The following is a 17000-nucleotide window of genomic DNA, read 5'->3' on the forward strand; positions in this document are numbered from 1 at the left end:
AATTTTTTAAGCCATTATTTGAAAGCACTTTATAAAGTTATTTGTCTATTTTTAGCTTTATCATTTTCGATAAAACTAACTGCGCAACATCTCTCTAAGATGGAAGTGGCGGTAAATCTCGAACTTAAAACACTAAATATAAAACAGGACCTTACGTATCATAACACTACAAATGATACTTTGGATTCGATTGTTTTAAACGATTGGAATAATGCTTTTGCTGACAAAAATACACCTCTAGCAAAACGCTTTTCGGATGAATTTTACAGAGGTTTCCATTTGGCAAAAGCTGTAGATAGAGGAAAAACGACGATCATAAACTTAACAGAAACTAATTTTTCTGCTCTGGAATGGGAAAGAAACACTCAGGATCCTGACTATATTATTGTTAAGCTGAATCGCAAACTTCTTCCAAACGAAAAAATCGATTTACATCTCAACTATATTGTAAAAATACCAAACGATAAATTCACTCATTTTGGCTTTACTCAAAATGGAGGTATGGCATTAAAAAACTGGTTTTTAACCCCTGCCCGTTTTGAAAATGGTCTTTTCGTAAAATACAACAATTTCAATCTAGATGACATTGCTAATGCTGTAAGCGACTACGAAGTTGAAATTAAAATCCCAAATCAGTATTCTATTGCTACCGATTTAAATTCGGTTTCAACAGATGTCACCAATCAGAACTACAGCATTTACTCTTTTTCAGGAAGGAACAGAACAGATTTTAGTCTTTACATCGAAAAAGAAAATAGTTTTAGGACGTATGACAATGGTTCTTTGCAGGTTCTAACGAATTTGAAAAATAAAAAAATAGACGAAATTCAGAAAGCCATTATTATTAATCGCGTAGTTTCTTATGCCGAGAAATTTATTGGCCAATATCCGCATGAAAAAATAACTATTTCTCAGGCCGATTATGATCGAAATCCGTTTTATGGTTTAAATCAGTTGCCTTCATTTATTAGTCCGTTTCAGGATGATTTTATGTTTGAGATTCAATTTTTAAAGACTTTTTTAAACAATTATCTTAAAAACAGCCTTCGTTTAGACCCTAGAAAAGACAATTGGGTTTATGATGGAATCCAGATTTATACGATGATGAAGTATATGGAAGAACATCATCAGAATGAAAAAATGTTGGGAAAACTTTCAGACATGAAACTCTTTAAAAGTTACAACATCACCAATCTAACTTTTAATGAGCAATACAGCTATTATTATATGCTGATGGCGCGTAAAAACTTAGATCAGCCTCTTGGTGACCCGAAAAACACGCTAATAAAATTTAACGAACAAATTGCTAGTAAATATCGTGCTGGTTTAAGCCTTAGCTATTTAGATGATTATCTAAATCATGATATTGTTACGGAAAGTGTAAAAGAATTTTACAATCTGAATCAATTTGGGCAATCGAATCGATATGATTTTGAAAAAATTTTAACTCAAAAAAGTCCAAAAAATATCGATTGGTTCTTTAAAACCATTATCGATTCGAGAGATATTATAGATTACAAATTCTCAAATGTTTCAAGAACAGCAGACAGCATTACGTTTTCTGTTAAAAACAAAACTGGAATCTACGCTCCTATTCCGATTTACGGAATTAAAAAGAAAGAAGTCGTTTTTAAAGAATGGATTGAACCAAAAACAGAAGACTCGGTTTATGAATTCAGTCGAAAAAATGCCGATAAAATTGTCATTAATTATGATAATGAAGTTCCAGAATACAACCAGAGAAATAACTGGAAATCTCTTAAACATGTTGCGCTGAATCGTCCGTTAAAATTTAATTTTGCTAAAGATTTAGAAGATCCAGACTACAATCAGATTTTATACATTCCGACATTAACTTATAATTATTATGATGGTATAACGCCTGGAATTCGTTTTCATAATAAAACCATTTTAGACAAACCTTTTAATTTTGACATTAATCCTGCGTATTCTATAAAAGCAGGTACGCTTTCTGGATCTTCAGCATTTTCGTGGAATCAATATTACAGAAACAGTACCTTATATAATGTGCGTTATTCAATCAGTCAAAATTATTTCCATTATGCACCAGACGCGACTTATTTGAGGCTAAATCCTATGGTTGTGTTTCGCATTCGCGAAAAAGATTTCAGAGACAATAGAAAACAGACATTTTTATTCCGTCAGGTAATCGTAAATCGTGAAGCGAGCACTTATATAACTGATAATTCAACACCTAATTATTCAATATTTAATACTCGTTATTCTAACACAAAAACAGAATTAATCGATCATGTGAATTTCATGACCGACTTACAGTTTTCTAGCGGATTCGGAAAAATTTCTGGAGAATTAGAATACAGAAGATTATTTGAAAATAACAAGAAGTTAAATTTACGATTATACGCTGGAAGCTTCGTATACAACAAAACAAACTCAGATTATTTCAGTTTTGGTTTAGACCGACCGACAGATTATTTATTTGATTATAATCTATTCGGGAGATCAGAAAGCACTGGATTCTTTAGCCAGCAGTATGTTATTGCCGAGGGAGGTTTTAAATCGCAACTGCAACCTGCATATGCTAATCAATGGATGACCACCTTAAATGCAAGTTATGCAATATGGAACTGGGTAGAACTTTACGGAGACATTGGTTTCTTGAAAAACAAACACCAAAGCGAGTTCTTTGCCTACGATTCAGGAGTGCGTTTAAACTTGGTTCCAGACTACTTTGAGCTTTATTTTCCTGTTTATTCTAATAACGGCTGGGAAATATCACAACCTAGATACAATGAAAAAATACGATTTATAATTACTTTCTCACCAAAAACATTAGTTACTCTTTTCACTCGAAAATGGTTTTAATTAAATAAATTTTAAACAAAAACTTGCGGAATTATCAATAAATTTAAATTACACATAAAAATAACATAAATAAAATACGTAGTTTATGATTTTGAATACAAATAATTAAATTATATTTATTTTAAAGAATTATGATTATTGATTGTTTTTAAGTAATTTTGCGACGTAATAACATGACCCTACAAGATTATGATAAAAGAAAAAAACAATACTACACTGACATTTGAAGATTTCAAAACTGAGGTATTGAATGACTATAGAATTGCTGTAACAAGCCGTGAATGTAGTCTTTTAGGTCGAAAAGAAGTATTAACAGGAAAAGCAAAATTTGGAATTTTTGGCGACGGAAAAGAAGTTCCGCAGCTCGCAATGGCAAAAGCTTTTAAAAACGGAGATTTCCGTTCTGGATACTATCGCGATCAAACTTTTATGATGGCAATCGGTGAATTGAATGCAAAACAGTTTTTTGCTGGTTTATATGGTCATACCGATTTAGCTTTTGATCCAATGTCTGCAGGAAGACAAATGGGCGGACACTTTGTAACGCACAGTTTAAACGAAGATGGTTCTTGGAAAGACTTAACTAAACAAAAAAATTCAAGCTCAGATATATCTCCAACAGCAGGACAAATGCCAAGATTACTTGGTTTAGCTCAGGCTTCAAAAATTTACAGAAACGTTGACGGAATTACCATTAAAGATAAGTTTTCTGTTAATGGAAATGAAGTAGCTTGGGGAACTATCGGTAACGCAAGTACTTCTGAAGGTTTGTTTTTTGAAACTATAAATGCTGCAGGAGTTCTTCAAGTTCCAATGGTAATGAGTGTTTGGGATGATGAATATGGAATTTCTGTTCACGCAAGACATCAAACTACAAAAGAAAATATCTCTGAGATTTTAAAAGGATATCAGCGTGATGAAGATTCTAAAGGTTACGAAATCTTTAGAGTTAAAGGCTGGGATTATGCAGAATTGGTTTCGACTTACGAAAGAGCCGGAGCAATTGCACGCGAAGAACATATCCCAATTTTAATTCATGTAAACGAATTAACACAGCCACAAGGCCACTCTACTTCTGGTTCTCACGAACGTTACAAAAATGCAGAGAGACTAGCTTGGGAAAGAGATTTTGACTGTATTCGTCAAATGCGTCTTTGGATGATTGCAATTAATATTGCTTCTCCAGAGGAATTGGCAGAAATTGATTTTGAATTAAAGAAAGAAGTTTTAGAAGCTAAAAAAGAGGCTTGGAATGCTTTCATTAATCCGATTATTGAAGACCAGAAAAATCTTCTGACTTTATTGGCGCAAATTGCTGAAGCAAGTATCAACCATAAAGATAAAATTGAAAAATATATTACAGAGTTAAGTGCCATAAAAGCTCCTTTGAAAAAGGATATGCTTTCTAGTGCTCGAAAAATTCTACGTTTTATAGAAGTTCCGAATAGCAGAAAATTACTATCTGACTGGATCACAAATTACATCGGAATTACTCAGGAAAAATTCAGCAGTAATTTACATTCAGATTCTGAACAAAATATATTTTCAGTAGAAAAAGTTCTTCCAAAATATGCAGAAAATGCAAAACCAGATTTGGATGGAAGAATGATTTTACGTGATAATTTTGATGCTTTATTTGCGAAATATCCTGAAACTTTAATTTTCGGTGAAGATGTTGGAAACATCGGAGACGTAAATCAAGGTTTGGAAGGCATGCAGGAAAAATACGGAGAACTTCGTGTTGCCGATGTCGGAATTCGTGAAGCAACTATTATTGGTCAAGGAATCGGAATGGCTTTGAGAGGTTTGCGACCAATTGCTGAAATTCAATATTTAGATTATTTATTGTATGCTATTCAGATCATGAGTGATGATTTAGCTACTTTACAATATAGAACGGTTGGTAAACAAAAAGCACCGTTAATCATTAGAACTCGCGGGCATCGTTTGGAGGGAATCTGGCACTCTGGTTCTCCAATGGGAATGATTATCAACGCGATTCGTGGAATTCATGTTTTAGTTCCAAGAGATATGACACAAGCTGCCGGTTTTTACAACACTTTGTTAGAATGTGATGAACCTGCTTTGGTTATCGAATGTTTAAACGGTTACCGCTTAAAAGAAAAAACTCCGCTTAACTTTGGTGAATTTAAAACACCAATTGGAGTGGTTGAAACTTTAAGAGAAGGTTCTGACATTACTTTAGTTTCTTACGGATCAACTTTAAGATTGGTGATGCAAGCAGCTAATGAATTAGCAGAAAAGGGAATTGAGTGTGAAGTTATTGATATTCAATCTCTACTTCCTTTTGATGTTAGCAAAGACATTGTAAAAAGCATTGCTAAAACAAATCGCCTTTTAGTAATTGACGAAGATGTTCCTGGTGGAGCTTCAGCGTTCATTTTACAGCAAGTTTTAGAAGAGCAAGACGCTTACAAATATTTAGACAGCAAACCGCAGACTTTGGCAGCAAAAGCACACAGACCTGCTTACGGTACTGATGGTGATTACTTCTCTAAACCTTCTGCAGAAGATATCTACGAGAAAATTTACGACATGATACATGAAGTAAATCCTTCTAAATATCCTGCTTTATATACTAGATTTTAGATTTTAGATTTTAGATTTTAGATTTTAGATTTTAGATTTTAGATTTTAGATTTTAGATATAAAAAAACGCTCCTGATGGAGCGTTTTTTATTGTTATCTTTTTGAATAAAGAAAATACTGTCAATAACAAAGAATCAGTTAAAATCTGCGTTTTCGTGAAATCGAATCCGTTTAATCAGCGTCCTTAAAGATCTCTCAACATAGTTTTCGCTCTTTCCAAATCCTCCGCAGTGTCGATTCCGATTCCAACGTGAGTGGTTTCGACCATTTTAATACGTTTTCCGAATTCTAAATAACGTAATTGTTCTAACTTCTCAGAAGCTTCTAGAGATTTCATTGGAAGGCTGTAAAAGTCCAATAACGCTTGTTTTCTGAAAGCATAAATTCCAATATGCTGAAAATATCTCACTCCAACATTTTTCTCTCTTGGATACGGAATTACAGAACGCGAAAAATACAATGCGAACTGCGATTGATCTACTACAACTTTCACATTATTCGGATTATTGATTTCTTCTTCATCTGAGATTTCGCGCATTAGCGAAGCCAAATCAATCTTTTTATCTGCATCGTTTTTAAAAACCGATAAAACCTGCTCTAAAGGTCCAGCTTCTGTAAAAGGTTCGTCACCTTGTACATTTACCACAATATCAACATCAAGATCAGCAATAGCTTCAGCAATTCGGTCGCTTCCAGATTCGTGTTCTTTGATGCTCATAATTGCTTTTCCTCCATTAGAAACAATTTCATCAAAAATTAAATCAGAATCTGTTACTACAAAAACATCATCAAACAATTTTGTAGAAACTGCGGCTTCATAAGTTCTAAGAATTACTGTTTTTCCTCCTAAATCCTGCATTAGTTTTGCTGGAAAACGTGTTGAAGCGTATCTCGCTGGAATTACTGCTATTATTTTCATTTAAACTTTTATATTTTTTAATTTTCATTTCCTGATTGATAGTTTCTATTTTTTGAAACTATTCCTCAAAACTCTCGTCTTTAAATCCTATCAAATATAGCTTATTTTTAGCACGCGTCATCGCGGTATAAAGCCATCTGATATAATCGGTATCGATGCCGTTTGGAAGAAATGGCTGTTCAATAAAAACAGTATTCCACTGTCCTCCTTGCGATTTATGACAGGTTATTGCGTAAGAGAATTTTACTTGCAGTCCGTTAAAATATTCGTTTTCTTTTACCTTTTGAAATCTTTTGTATTTAGTGGATTCATCTTCATAATCTTTCATGACTTCTTCGTACAAACGATTCGATTCTTCATACGTTAAAGAAGGCGATTCGCTTGTTAAAGTATCTAAAATCAAAACCGTTTCGAAAGGCTTTTGCTCTGGATAATCGACCATTCTGATTTTTACTTTTGCAAACTTAAATCCGTATAATTCTTTGATTCCGAAAAGTTCTAAAACTTCAATAATATCACCATTAGCAATAAATCCAGCTTCATCAGTTTCTTTCAACCAAAAATAATTGTTTTTTACCACCATTAAGAAATCCCCAGCCGAAAGTTCGCTTTCTTTAAATAAAATTCGGCTTCTGATTTGCTCGTTGTACTGATTCGCACGTTTATTAGAACGAACAATAAAAGCAGTATCTTCAATGCTATAATTGCTGTACGCCGAATTAATTGCATCCTGAATATCGTAACCATCGGTCAGTCGAACGATATCTTTAAACTTTTTTACATTGAATTTGAATTCGGTTATAAAGCTCTCTTTCAGCAATTCACGCAATTCCGTCGCATTGAACAAAATTCCTGAACTTTCTTCCTGACGCATTACTTCGTCCAATTCTATATGTTCAATTTCTTTATCGTAATGAATACCCAAAGTCTGAATATCAAGCGCCGGGCTGATATCTAAATTTACGGGAGGCAACTGTGCAGTATCTCCCAAAAGAATCATTTTGCAATTATTTCCAGAATATACATAATTGATTAAATCGTCTAAAAGCGAACCGCTATCTAATGTGCCATCTGAAATCATCGAAGCCTCATCGACGATAAAAATAGTATTTTTATGCTTGTTGACTTGTTTGGTAAAAGCCACTCCACCGCCAGAAGATTTCTTCGGGAAATAGATCTTTTTATGAATTGTAAATGCTGGATTATTCGAATAATTGGCAATTACCTTTGCTGCACGTCCTGTTGGAGCCAGCAAAACATATTTTTTATTGATATCACCCAAATTATTTACAATAGTAGAAATAACGGTAGTTTTTCCAGTTCCGGCATATCCTTTCAAAACGAAAATCGTGTCATTTTGAGGTTCGGTTAGAAAGATTGCTATTTTCTGAAAAAAAATATCCTGTTTGTAAGTTGGTGCAAAAGGAAATCGTTTTTGTAAAGTGCCGTAAAACTGTGCAGAATTCATAAAGTAATATTGAAATACAAAGTTCGCCTTTTTCAGTAGCAATATCAAGTTCCAACAACAATGTCAATCGAAATAAATATCAAAAAGTATCAAATAGCAATCCATAAAAACATAACTAATTAATTTTCAATTAAATAAAACCTTTTCTTAACCTTGTTTTAAATTTCAAGTCAAATTGTTTTTTGAAATTGCAATTATAATTGTTCCTTTTTAATTTGTAAGTTTGTGGTCGCTTAAATTCTTTCTTGATTTAAAACAGGTAACGAATTGTAAATCAACTATGTCATTGCAAAACACTAACATTACTTCAAAAAATTACAGAAAACTTTCTATTCAGGTTTCACTGACTGGATTTTCATATTGCTGTTTTGATACTTTAAATAATATCATCACATCTTTTAAAGAAATAAAGTTTGACACTTCTGGCAAAACATCTCGAATTGAAGATTTATTCAACGATGCTTTCAAAAATAATCCTGAATTAAAAAATACTTACGATGAAGTAATGGTTATTCACAACAATAACCTTTCGACTTTTGTTCCGACTGCTTTATTTGACGAAAATTATTTAGGAAGCTACCTCCAATACACTACAAAAGTATTTGAAACAGACCATTTTAATTTTGATCAGATTCCTAATTATCAGATGAATTCGGTTTATATTCCCCATGTGAGCATCAACAATTTCCTTATTGATAATGTAGGTTCTTTTAATTATAAACATGCTAACAGTATTTTGGTTGAAAAACTTCTGGACAGCTCAAGAAACAATGACGACAAGAAAATGATCGTCAATTTTAATCCAGGAAATTTTGAAATTATCATCGTGCAGAATCAAAAGCTATTGATGTTTAATTCGTTTGAATACAATACTCCAGAAGATTTTATCTACTATATTTTATTTACAGCAGAGCAAATGGGCATGAATCCTGAAAGTTTCAAATTAGAATTATTAGGAACAATTTCAGAAAATGATCCGTTTTATGCGATTGCTTACAAATACGTACGCCATATTTCCTTCTTAGACGTTTCAAAACTTCAAGAAAGAAACAGCTTTACAGCAGCTCAAAATCAAAAACATTATATCTTATTTCAATCATGAGAATCATTTCAGGAAAATACAAAGGACGCAGAATTTTTCCGCCAAAAAATCTACCTGTAAGACCAACTACCGACATGAGTAAAGAAGCATTATTTAATGTTTTGAATAATCATTTTAGTTTTGACAGTTTAAAGGTTTTAGATCTTTTTTCGGGAACAGGAAATATCAGTTATGAATTTGCTTCACGCGGAAGCGCACCAATCACTTCGGTTGACGGCGATTTTGGATGTGTAAAATTCATCAAACAAGTTTCGTCAGAATATGATTTTGATATTGCGGCAACTAAAAGCGATGTCTTTAAATTTTTAGAAAATTCTAAAACGACTTACGATATTATCTTTGCAGATCCTCCTTATGGATTGGATCAGAATACTTTCGAAAAAATTGTTTTAACAGTTTTTGAAAGAGATTTGTTGGAAGAAGATGGAATGATGATTATCGAACATTCAAAATATACAAAACTCGATCACATGATTAATTTTTCATTCCAGAAAAGTTATGGCGGTTCTTTTTTTAGTTTCTTCGAACTAAATTCTACCGACGACGATGAAGAATTGCCTCATGATGAATCTAAAAAAGATTCTGAAGAAGACGAAGGATAATCTTTTAAATTTTAAATATTGAAATCCCAAATTCCATTTTTTCCCTAAGCGGGATTGGAATTTGGGATTTTTATTTTGGAATTTCTAATTTCTATCTAATTCGGTTTTCACTTTCATTCACGCTTTTTTGTTTAAATTCAGAATCTTTTACTTTTCCGAAAGAATAACGAACTGCAATAGAGATTTCGTTTGCATCGACCAAATAGTTAAACTTTGAATTGATATTATTTACCGTAAAAGCATCTGTATAACTCGTTTTTTTAAAAATATCATTGTAATTTAAAGTACAATTCCAGTTTTTTCCAAATGCTTTTGCCAGCGACAAATCGAGTATAAAATTGGCTTTTCGTTCAAAAATTCCGTCGTTTTGTTTTGTCGTTCCCCAGAAAGAAAAAACGAAAGTAAAATACTTTGGCAATTTGAATGTATTATTCGAATAATAATACAAATAAGGTTTTGAAGAATGTAAAAGCGCTGTATCGTCTTCTACTTTGCTTTTTACAAAAATTAAAGAATTTGATGTTGTCCAGAATTTATAGGTAAACGGAAGCGTAAAATCTATTGTAAAGCCGGTTTCTCTTTTAAAATTAATATCGGTAATCATTAAAACATTTGTTTCCTCATTAAATACTAAACTCGGATTGGTTACGTCTTTGGTCTGATAATAACTTAATTTTAAAGTTTTGTCGTGATATTGAAATGAACTCGAAATTTCATCAACAAATGCCGGTCCTAAATTTATACTGCTTCCGTACAAAAAATACGGATTTATATACGTAGCAATTTGACTTAACGAAGAATATTTAGGTCTCACGATACTTTTAGAATAATTTAAATTAATGCTTTTTGTGCTGTCAATAGTAAATGTAAGATCGGCTTTTGGGAATAAATTGGTGTAATTTTTATCGATCGAAGGCGAAACTTGTGTTTTAAACTTTGCATATACATTGGTATTCTCCGTTCTTAATCCGAATGAGAAATCGATTTTTTTAAGTTTTCCTGAAAACTGAACATAAGCCGCGAGATTTTCTTCTTTAAAATCATAATCAGAAACTTCAGTTTTATTTTCCTTAAAATCAAAAATGTCTGCGTTTGATTTAGATTTCGCTTTTAAATACAATCCGCCATATTCTAAAGACATTTCATTTTTAAACTTTTTCTCCAAATCTATTCTTCCAGAAAAAACATCAACATTAAATTTCTGATCGCGGTTTTGAGAGAATTCAAAATCCGTTTCATTAAAATTATTTTGTATCAAACTCAACAAATGCTGATTGTAATTGGAACCCTGAAAACCAATAAACAACTTAGTATCAATAGCTTTTATTTTCTTAGAATAATTAATGAACGAATTAATAAAATTCTTTGAACTCGAATTGTCGCTAAAAGTAAAAACATTATTTACCTGATTCTGGTTTTGGTTAAAAGTAAACGTATTGATATCGAAAGTATCGTTTCGCATTTTGCCGTTTATATTAACCGATAAATAATCGTCTTCATTGATTTTATAAAACACGCCTCCGCCAAAAACATATTCCTTCACATTTGAATTGGCTGTGACATCATAATTAGAAACAATTGAAGATTTCGGAATCTCATATTCCAAACTATGATTTTCCCACGAATTTCGTCGATTGTAATTAAAATTGGCTTTCCATTCTAATTTATCTTTTTTAAAACTGGAATTAAAGCCTAAATAATTGTTGAAGTTTCTTTTAAAAGAAGCTACCTCAGAAATTTCAGTTTTAAAACTGTCTTTTTTAGTCAGTTTTCTGGTGATTAAAATCACAGCGCGACCTTCGGCTTCGTATTTGGAAGATGGGTTTTTAATGATTTCTATTGTTTTAATATCCGCAACAGACAAAGCATTTAGATCGTTCATTGTTGCCTTTTGACCGTCAATATAAATTAACGGATTTCCTTTTCCGATAATCGAAATACTTTCGCGATCGCTGCTTATTTGAACCGATGGAAGTTTTGAAAGCAAATCAATCGGATTTGGAATGGTATTGTAAACCGAATTGGCGACATCAATTTTTATATTTCCGTTCGAGTTGGTAATCGTTTTTTTCTCCTGATTAATTACAACTTCATTTAATTCATTTGAAATTGAATCTTTTGGGGTTTCATTCTGAGCATTCGCAAAAAATGAAAGACAAAAAAGTAAAAGTGTAATAAGAAGTTTTAAGGGCAAATATAAATTCATTTAAAAATTAGAATTGGTTAGCATTGCTGCAAAAATGCTTTGAAAACACAGTTCTGAAAGTTAATCGTAGGTTAATGCAAGGTTAATCTGCTATTTGTTTCTTAAAAACTGTATTTTTGAAACAGCATTTCAAACCAATATGAAACAAAGAATCAATTTATTAATCGCATTTTCTGTCGTCGCGCTAATTGTACTTATGACAGTGCAATGCTATTTGGTAAAAACTGCTTACGAATATAAAGTGGCGCAGTTTCATACGCAGATTAAAAACGAAATTGGCGCTATAACAAACAATTACAGCGATATCGATTCGGCATTGGTTTCTAGAAAAGAAATGCTGTACAAAAGCCTTTCAGAAAAATACATGAAAGGAAAAAAGAGCAAATTAGATATTAAAAATGGTGTTTTGAATACCCAATTTCAGAGTGCGATTACGCAGAAAATTCAAAGAAAATTTGAAAGAGATTTACCTGATTTTAAAATTGATTTTGCGATTGTTCTAAATAAATTTATTCTCTACAACGAACAAGAAACAGATACAATTTTCTCTGAAAAGCCTTTTATCCAAAACAAATTATACGGAAATCTGACTTCATTAAATCATGCTTTTTTGGTACGAAGTTATGTCGGAACAACAAACGGAACTTTTGAAAACGAGGAATATAAATTATTGACCGAAGATTCGATGTACGTTTCTGTTATTGATTGGGAGATGATTATTTTGAGGCGAATGATGTTTATTCTGATTCTTTCCTTCTTCTCAATTGCAACCTTAATCAGCCTTTTTGTAATTGCGATTAAGGCTTTAATTAAACAGAAAAAAGTAAGCGACGTTAAAACCGATTTCATCAATAATATTACGCACGAACTGAAAACGCCTTTGGCAACTTTAGGAATTTCGACAAAGATTTTAGCGCAGAAAAACATTCGTGACAACGATGAAAATTTCAATTCGATTGTAAATACGATTTCACGCCAAAATAATCGTCTTCAGAATCTGATTGATCAGGTTATGGCAAATTCATTGGCTGAAAACGAAATTGAATTACAAAAAGAAAAAATAGAAGCCGAAGATTTTCTGCTTTCTATTGTGAACGATTTTAAAATTACTTTTCCGAAAATCACGCTCGAAACCGATTTTCAGACAAAGAAAACTATTTTGGTTTTGGATAAATTCCATTTAACAACTGCTTTCTTAAATGTTTTGGAAAATGCTGTAAAATACGGTTCGAACACAATTACAGTAAAAACAAAAATTGTCGAAAAACAATTTTCAATCAGTTTTGAAGATGATGGAATTGGGATTGCCAAAAACAAACAAGCCTTTCTTTTTGAGAAGTTTTACCGTGTCGAGCAAGGAAACCTGCACAATACAAAAGGTTTAGGTTTAGGATTGTATTATGTTGACCAAATCGTAAAAGCGCATCAGGGTTCTGTAAACGTGATTAGCGATTTAGGAAAAGGAACTCAGTTTACTATTTTATTAAAAGTTTAATTCCCTTATTTTGAAAAGATTACTTTTAGCCGAAGACGATTTTGACTTTGCGACGATTTTAAAACAATATCTAGAATTGCATCAATTTGAAGTAATCTGGGCAGAAAACGGCGAAATAGCTTTAGACTATTTTAAAAACCAAGCTTTTGACATTTGTATTTTTGATGTGATGATGCCAAAAATGGATGGATTTTCATTGGCTGAAAAAATAATTAATATCAATCCTGAAATTCCATTTATTTTTCTAACAGCAAGAAAGTTAAAAGAAGATAAAATAATCGGTTTAAAATTGGGCGCAGACGATTATATCGCAAAACCTTTTGAAGTTGACGAGTTGGTGCTGCGTCTACAAAATATCCTAAAAAGAATCGAACAAAAAAGAAGTCTTGAAGGAAATAACATAATCGAAATCGGTTCGTATATTTTTGATAACGAACGTTTAACACTTAATAATAAAAACCACGTTCAGCAGCTTACAGAAATGGAAGCTTCTCTAATTGAATATTTATATCTCAATCATAATCAGCTATTAAAAAGAGATCAAATTTTGATGTCAATTTGGAAAAAAGACGATTATTTCTCCGGAAGAAGTATGGATGTTTTTATCAGCAGACTTAGAAAATATTTCAACTCAGATCCGAAAATAAAAATAGAAAGTGTTCGAAATATTGGATTAGAATTTAAAATAGAAAAATAGATCCTGCAAATCATATAATTTCAGCAAACAATTGTATAACAGTAATTAAGAATTATGAATTTAAATTTGTTAGAGAACTTTTAAATATAACAATCATGAACCTAAAAAGATTTTTCGGTGGGTTACTTACAATCCTCGGAATTATAGGACTTATTTATACAGCCGTTATTTTTGCTGGCACATCTGGAGAAACCAGAGATATAAAATCACTTATTATCTACGGAATATTAGGAATTGTCTTTTTTATGTCGGGCATTGGTCTGGTGAAAACCACAAAAGACGAAAGCTAAAGCACTTGCCACAAAGGCACTAAGTCGCAAAGGCATTTTAACTTATTTGTGTCAAAGCAAAATTTAAAAAAACTTTGCGATTTAGCGTCTTTGCGGCAAAATCACTCCACGACTGGATCAAGATTCAACTCAGTAAAATCTCTTTCTGTTTTTGAAATTATTATCGTTGCGACCGTGTTTCCTATTAAGTTGGTAATCGCTCTGGCTTCACTCATAAATTTATCTACTCCCAATAAAAAAGCTAAACCTTCAACTGGTATTTTGTGCAAAGCTGTTAAAGTAGATGCTAAAACAATAAATCCGCTTCCTGTTACGCCAGCCGCTCCTTTCGAAGTAATCATCAAAATTCCGATAACGGTCATAATTTCGAAGAAACTCAAATGCACATCATACAATTGTGCAATAAACAATACCGACATCGAAAGGTAAATAGAAGTTCCATCCAAATTAAAAGAATAACCCGTCGGAATCACCAATCCAACGACCGATTTACTGCATCCCATTCTTTCCAATTTGACCATAATACTTGGCAAAGCCGCTTCAGAAGATGAAGTTCCTAAAACCAGTAAAAGCTCTTCTTTGATATATTTTAAAATCGAAAGAATACTTATTTTATAATATTTTAAGATGCTTCCTAAAATCAAAAACACAAAAAGTGCCATGGTTAAATAAACGCAAAGCATCAGTTTCCCTAACGGAATCAAAGTTTCCAAACCAAATTTACCTATTGTATACGCCATTCCGCCAAAAGCGCCAATTGGAGCGAGATACATAACGTACTTCAAACCAAAGAAAACCACTTTTGAGAATCGTTCCAAAACCAAAATAGTCTGTTCTCTTTTATGATAAAAATTTAATGCAATTCCGCAGATAATTGCTGCTAATAAAACCTGAAGCGTAAAATTAGATAAGAAAAACTTTAGCCAAGAAAAATCTTCAGCCGCACCGTTTGTGTATTGACTTGCATCTCCAAAAGTCAAACCCGATTTATCAATTTTTCCAGGTTTAAATATATAAGCGACAGTCACACCAATTGCCAATGCAACAGTCGAAACCACTTCAAAATAAGTTAAAGCTTTTACCCCAATACGGCCCACTTTCTTTAGATTTCCCATTCCAGAAATCCCTAAAACGATTGTCAAGAAAATAATCGGACCTATAAAAAGAGAAATAAGCTGAATAAATTTCTTTCCAAGAAACTCCATTTTCACACCATTTTCGGGAGAAAAATGTCCCAACAAAACGCCAGCAATAATGGCTATTAAAACCCAAAAAGTAAGATTGGTTACAACAGTTCTAAAAAGACTATTTTTAGGTTTTGAAGAAGAATTAGAAGTGGTAATATTCATGAAATGGTTAGTTAGTTTCACAAATATATAAAAAATGCAGACCTGTAAGCCGGATTCTGTTCTTGTCTTATTTTGCAACAAGACAATACCTTATCATTTATCTAGATCCAGCATTGCTACTGGACTCAATCTACCTACCCTTCGGCAACGAACGAGAAGCTCTTAAATGCCGATATACTTGGTATTTCACCGCATAGAGTTTACCTGGTTTCACTACAGCATTACCTGTACATACTTTCTGCTGCACTTGTCCTAACTCCGATAAATCGGAGCCGACGGGCGTTACCCGCTATGCTTCTCTGTGGTGTCCGGACTTTCCTCCCTCCGCCGAGGCGGACGACGATAAGGCGGTCTGCGCTGCAAAAGTAGCGATTTAAGAGCTAACAATAATGATTTTAAATTTCAGATTTTATGAATTTTATCATAACATTTTAATTTTAAAATAGTTATCTTTAAAAATCTATAATTTAAATTCAGTTTATCATGAAAAGAATGTATCATTACGCAACTGTTTCAAAGGCTTTAGATCAATTGAATGAGAAAGGATTTACGTGCGATTTTAATCGAAATGCAGATGTGATTAAAAAAAATCCTGAGAAATTTGAAATTGTTCATGTGTATCGATACGAGGGTGAGTCGGACCCAGCGGATGAAGCAGTTGTATACGGAATTAAATCGACTTCGGGTAAAAAAGGAGTTTATGTCGCTGGTTTTTCGGCAGATTCAGATCAGGAAACAGCAAAATTTTTATTTGATTTAAGTATTAGGGGAAGATAGTTTTCAGGAGCTAATTCCCGCTATCCGTTCCAATCTTTTATGGCGAACACCGCCACAAAAGGATTTCCACTTCTATCGGGGCTAGGGAATTGGGTTTCAAAAGAAAAATCTTTTTAAATCAAATAAAAAAAAATGAGAATAAAATCGATTCAATAATCTATGTCATTCTGAGAAACAGCGATTTCCTTCGTTGCTCAGAATGACATAAAAATAAAAAGCCCATCAAAAAAATGACGGACTTTTTAAAACACCATAACATTAGTATTACGTCGTTGGTATTTTCAATTTCCATCCTGGCTGAATTAAATCAGGATTAGAAATAATATCTTTATTGGCTTCAAAAATATCTTGCCACGTAACTCCATACGCTTTTCCAATTTTCGAAAGAGAATCTCCAATTTCAACTGTATATTCACGAGAAACGCCTTCTTCAACCTGAATATTCATCACCACATCAGCCGATCTATATTCTGGATCCAATTTTTCGTAAGCATTCCAAAGTTTTTCTTTATCTGCGGCTGTTTCTGCTGTCCCATCAATGTAAAGCACATTGTCTTGTTCTCTTACCTCCAAATTTGTGATTCCTAATTGGGATGCCAAATCTGTTACTTCTCTATATTTATCTTGTAAACTCATAC

At 32.6% G+C, this 17000-nt stretch carries 13 protein-coding genes and 1 other RNA gene; 8 read left to right on the top strand and 6 right to left on the bottom strand.

Annotated features, from left to right (window positions below):
* Positions 1-99: 99 nt before the first annotated feature.
* Both QLQ96_RS20770 and QLQ96_RS20775 read left to right on the top strand, forming a co-directional pair.
* On the top strand, positions 100-2847 hold the full coding sequence (locus QLQ96_RS20770) for a gluzincin family metallopeptidase (RefSeq protein ID WP_482493036.1): 2748 nt from the start codon (positions 100-102) through the stop codon (positions 2845-2847).
* 189 nt (positions 2848-3036) lie between these two features.
* Positions 3037-5457, top strand: coding sequence for an alpha-ketoacid dehydrogenase subunit alpha/beta (locus tag QLQ96_RS20775; RefSeq protein ID WP_482493037.1), 2421 nt, complete (start codon positions 3037-3039; stop codon positions 5455-5457).
* Between the two features lie 184 nt (positions 5458-5641).
* On the opposite strand, the gene kdsB is transcribed toward QLQ96_RS20775, so the two are convergent.
* On the bottom strand, positions 5642-6376 hold the full coding sequence (gene kdsB, locus QLQ96_RS20780; RefSeq protein WP_482493038.1) for a 3-deoxy-manno-octulosonate cytidylyltransferase: 735 nt from the start codon (positions 6374-6376) through the stop codon (positions 5642-5644).
* Between the two features lie 58 nt (positions 6377-6434).
* On the bottom strand, positions 6435-7844 hold the full coding sequence (locus QLQ96_RS20785) for an ATP-dependent DNA helicase (RefSeq protein WP_482493039.1): 1410 nt from the start codon (positions 7842-7844) through the stop codon (positions 6435-6437).
* A gap of 280 nt (positions 7845-8124) precedes the next feature.
* Here QLQ96_RS20785 and QLQ96_RS20790 point away from each other — a divergent pair, with 280 nt between their 5' ends.
* Both QLQ96_RS20790 and QLQ96_RS20795 read left to right on the top strand, forming a co-directional pair.
* Entirely contained in the window at positions 8125-8946 is an 822-nt protein-coding gene (locus tag QLQ96_RS20790) for a DUF3822 family protein (RefSeq protein ID WP_482493040.1), read from the top strand.
* Positions 8943-9548 (top strand): RsmD family RNA methyltransferase, encoded by a 606-nt coding sequence (locus QLQ96_RS20795; protein WP_482493041.1) that lies wholly within the window; start codon positions 8943-8945, stop codon positions 9546-9548. Before QLQ96_RS20790 ends, QLQ96_RS20795 begins: the two co-directional genes overlap by 4 nt.
* A gap of 91 nt (positions 9549-9639) precedes the next feature.
* Here the strand turns inward: QLQ96_RS20795 and QLQ96_RS20800 are convergent, their stop codons facing one another.
* Positions 9640-11754: a TonB-dependent receptor domain-containing protein gene (locus QLQ96_RS20800; protein ID WP_482493042.1), complete on the bottom strand. Its 2115-nt coding sequence runs from the start codon at positions 11752-11754 to the stop codon at positions 9640-9642.
* 139 nt (positions 11755-11893) lie between these two features.
* Here QLQ96_RS20800 and QLQ96_RS20805 point away from each other — a divergent pair, with 139 nt between their 5' ends.
* The 3 genes from QLQ96_RS20805 to QLQ96_RS20815 all read left to right on the top strand — a co-directional run bounded on the left by QLQ96_RS20805 (position 11894) and on the right by QLQ96_RS20815 (position 14236).
* The gene (locus tag QLQ96_RS20805; protein ID WP_482493043.1) at positions 11894-13249 is read left to right on the top strand and encodes a sensor histidine kinase; all 1356 of its coding nucleotides are present in this window, start codon (positions 11894-11896) and stop codon (positions 13247-13249) included.
* A 10-nt stretch (positions 13250-13259) separates the two neighbouring features.
* The gene (locus QLQ96_RS20810; RefSeq protein WP_482493044.1) at positions 13260-13946 is read left to right on the top strand and encodes a response regulator transcription factor; all 687 of its coding nucleotides are present in this window, start codon (positions 13260-13262) and stop codon (positions 13944-13946) included.
* Positions 13947-14041: 95 nt separating this feature from the next.
* On the top strand, positions 14042-14236 hold the full coding sequence (locus QLQ96_RS20815; RefSeq protein ID WP_482493045.1) for a hypothetical protein: 195 nt from the start codon (positions 14042-14044) through the stop codon (positions 14234-14236).
* Between the two features lie 101 nt (positions 14237-14337).
* Here QLQ96_RS20815 and QLQ96_RS20820 read toward each other — a convergent pair whose 3' ends face one another.
* Together QLQ96_RS20820 and rnpB are read right to left on the bottom strand one after the other, a co-directional pair.
* Positions 14338-15585, bottom strand: coding sequence for a cation:dicarboxylate symporter family transporter (locus QLQ96_RS20820; protein WP_482493046.1), 1248 nt, complete (start codon positions 15583-15585; stop codon positions 14338-14340).
* A gap of 29 nt (positions 15586-15614) precedes the next feature.
* Positions 15615-15944: RNase P RNA component class A (gene rnpB / locus QLQ96_RS20825), an RNA gene on the bottom strand.
* A gap of 124 nt (positions 15945-16068) precedes the next feature.
* Here rnpB and QLQ96_RS20830 point away from each other — a divergent pair.
* The gene (locus QLQ96_RS20830; protein WP_482493047.1) at positions 16069-16362 is read left to right on the top strand and encodes an SH3 domain-containing protein; all 294 of its coding nucleotides are present in this window, start codon (positions 16069-16071) and stop codon (positions 16360-16362) included.
* Positions 16363-16626: 264 nt separating this feature from the next.
* Here QLQ96_RS20830 and QLQ96_RS20835 read toward each other — a convergent pair whose 3' ends face one another.
* Positions 16627-16998: a LysM peptidoglycan-binding domain-containing protein gene (locus tag QLQ96_RS20835; RefSeq protein ID WP_482493048.1), complete on the bottom strand. Its 372-nt coding sequence runs from the start codon at positions 16996-16998 to the stop codon at positions 16627-16629.
* Positions 16999-17000: the final 2 nt, after the last annotated feature.

Source organism: Flavobacterium sp. B167r (assembly GCF_056824315.1).

Coding starts and splice junctions, on each gene's coding strand:
- QLQ96_RS20770 (WP_482493036.1), top strand. CDS start 100: ATGGAAGTGGCGGTAAATCTCGAACTTAAAACACTAAATATAAAACAG.
- QLQ96_RS20775 (WP_482493037.1), top strand. CDS start 3,037: ATGATAAAAGAAAAAAACAATACTACACTGACATTTGAAGATTTCAAA.
- kdsB (WP_482493038.1), bottom strand. CDS start 6,376: ATGAAAATAATAGCAGTAATTCCAGCGAGATACGCTTCAACACGTTTT.
- QLQ96_RS20785 (WP_482493039.1), bottom strand. CDS start 7,844: ATGAATTCTGCACAGTTTTACGGCACTTTACAAAAACGATTTCCTTTT.
- QLQ96_RS20790 (WP_482493040.1), top strand. CDS start 8,125: ATGTCATTGCAAAACACTAACATTACTTCAAAAAATTACAGAAAACTT.
- QLQ96_RS20795 (WP_482493041.1), top strand. CDS start 8,943: ATGAGAATCATTTCAGGAAAATACAAAGGACGCAGAATTTTTCCGCCA.
- QLQ96_RS20800 (WP_482493042.1), bottom strand. CDS start 11,754: ATGAATTTATATTTGCCCTTAAAACTTCTTATTACACTTTTACTTTTT.
- QLQ96_RS20805 (WP_482493043.1), top strand. CDS start 11,894: ATGAAACAAAGAATCAATTTATTAATCGCATTTTCTGTCGTCGCGCTA.
- QLQ96_RS20815 (WP_482493045.1), top strand. CDS start 14,042: ATGAACCTAAAAAGATTTTTCGGTGGGTTACTTACAATCCTCGGAATT.
- QLQ96_RS20820 (WP_482493046.1), bottom strand. CDS start 15,585: ATGAATATTACCACTTCTAATTCTTCTTCAAAACCTAAAAATAGTCTT.
- QLQ96_RS20830 (WP_482493047.1), top strand. CDS start 16,069: ATGAAAAGAATGTATCATTACGCAACTGTTTCAAAGGCTTTAGATCAA.
- QLQ96_RS20835 (WP_482493048.1), bottom strand. CDS start 16,998: ATGAGTTTACAAGATAAATATAGAGAAGTAACAGATTTGGCATCCCAA.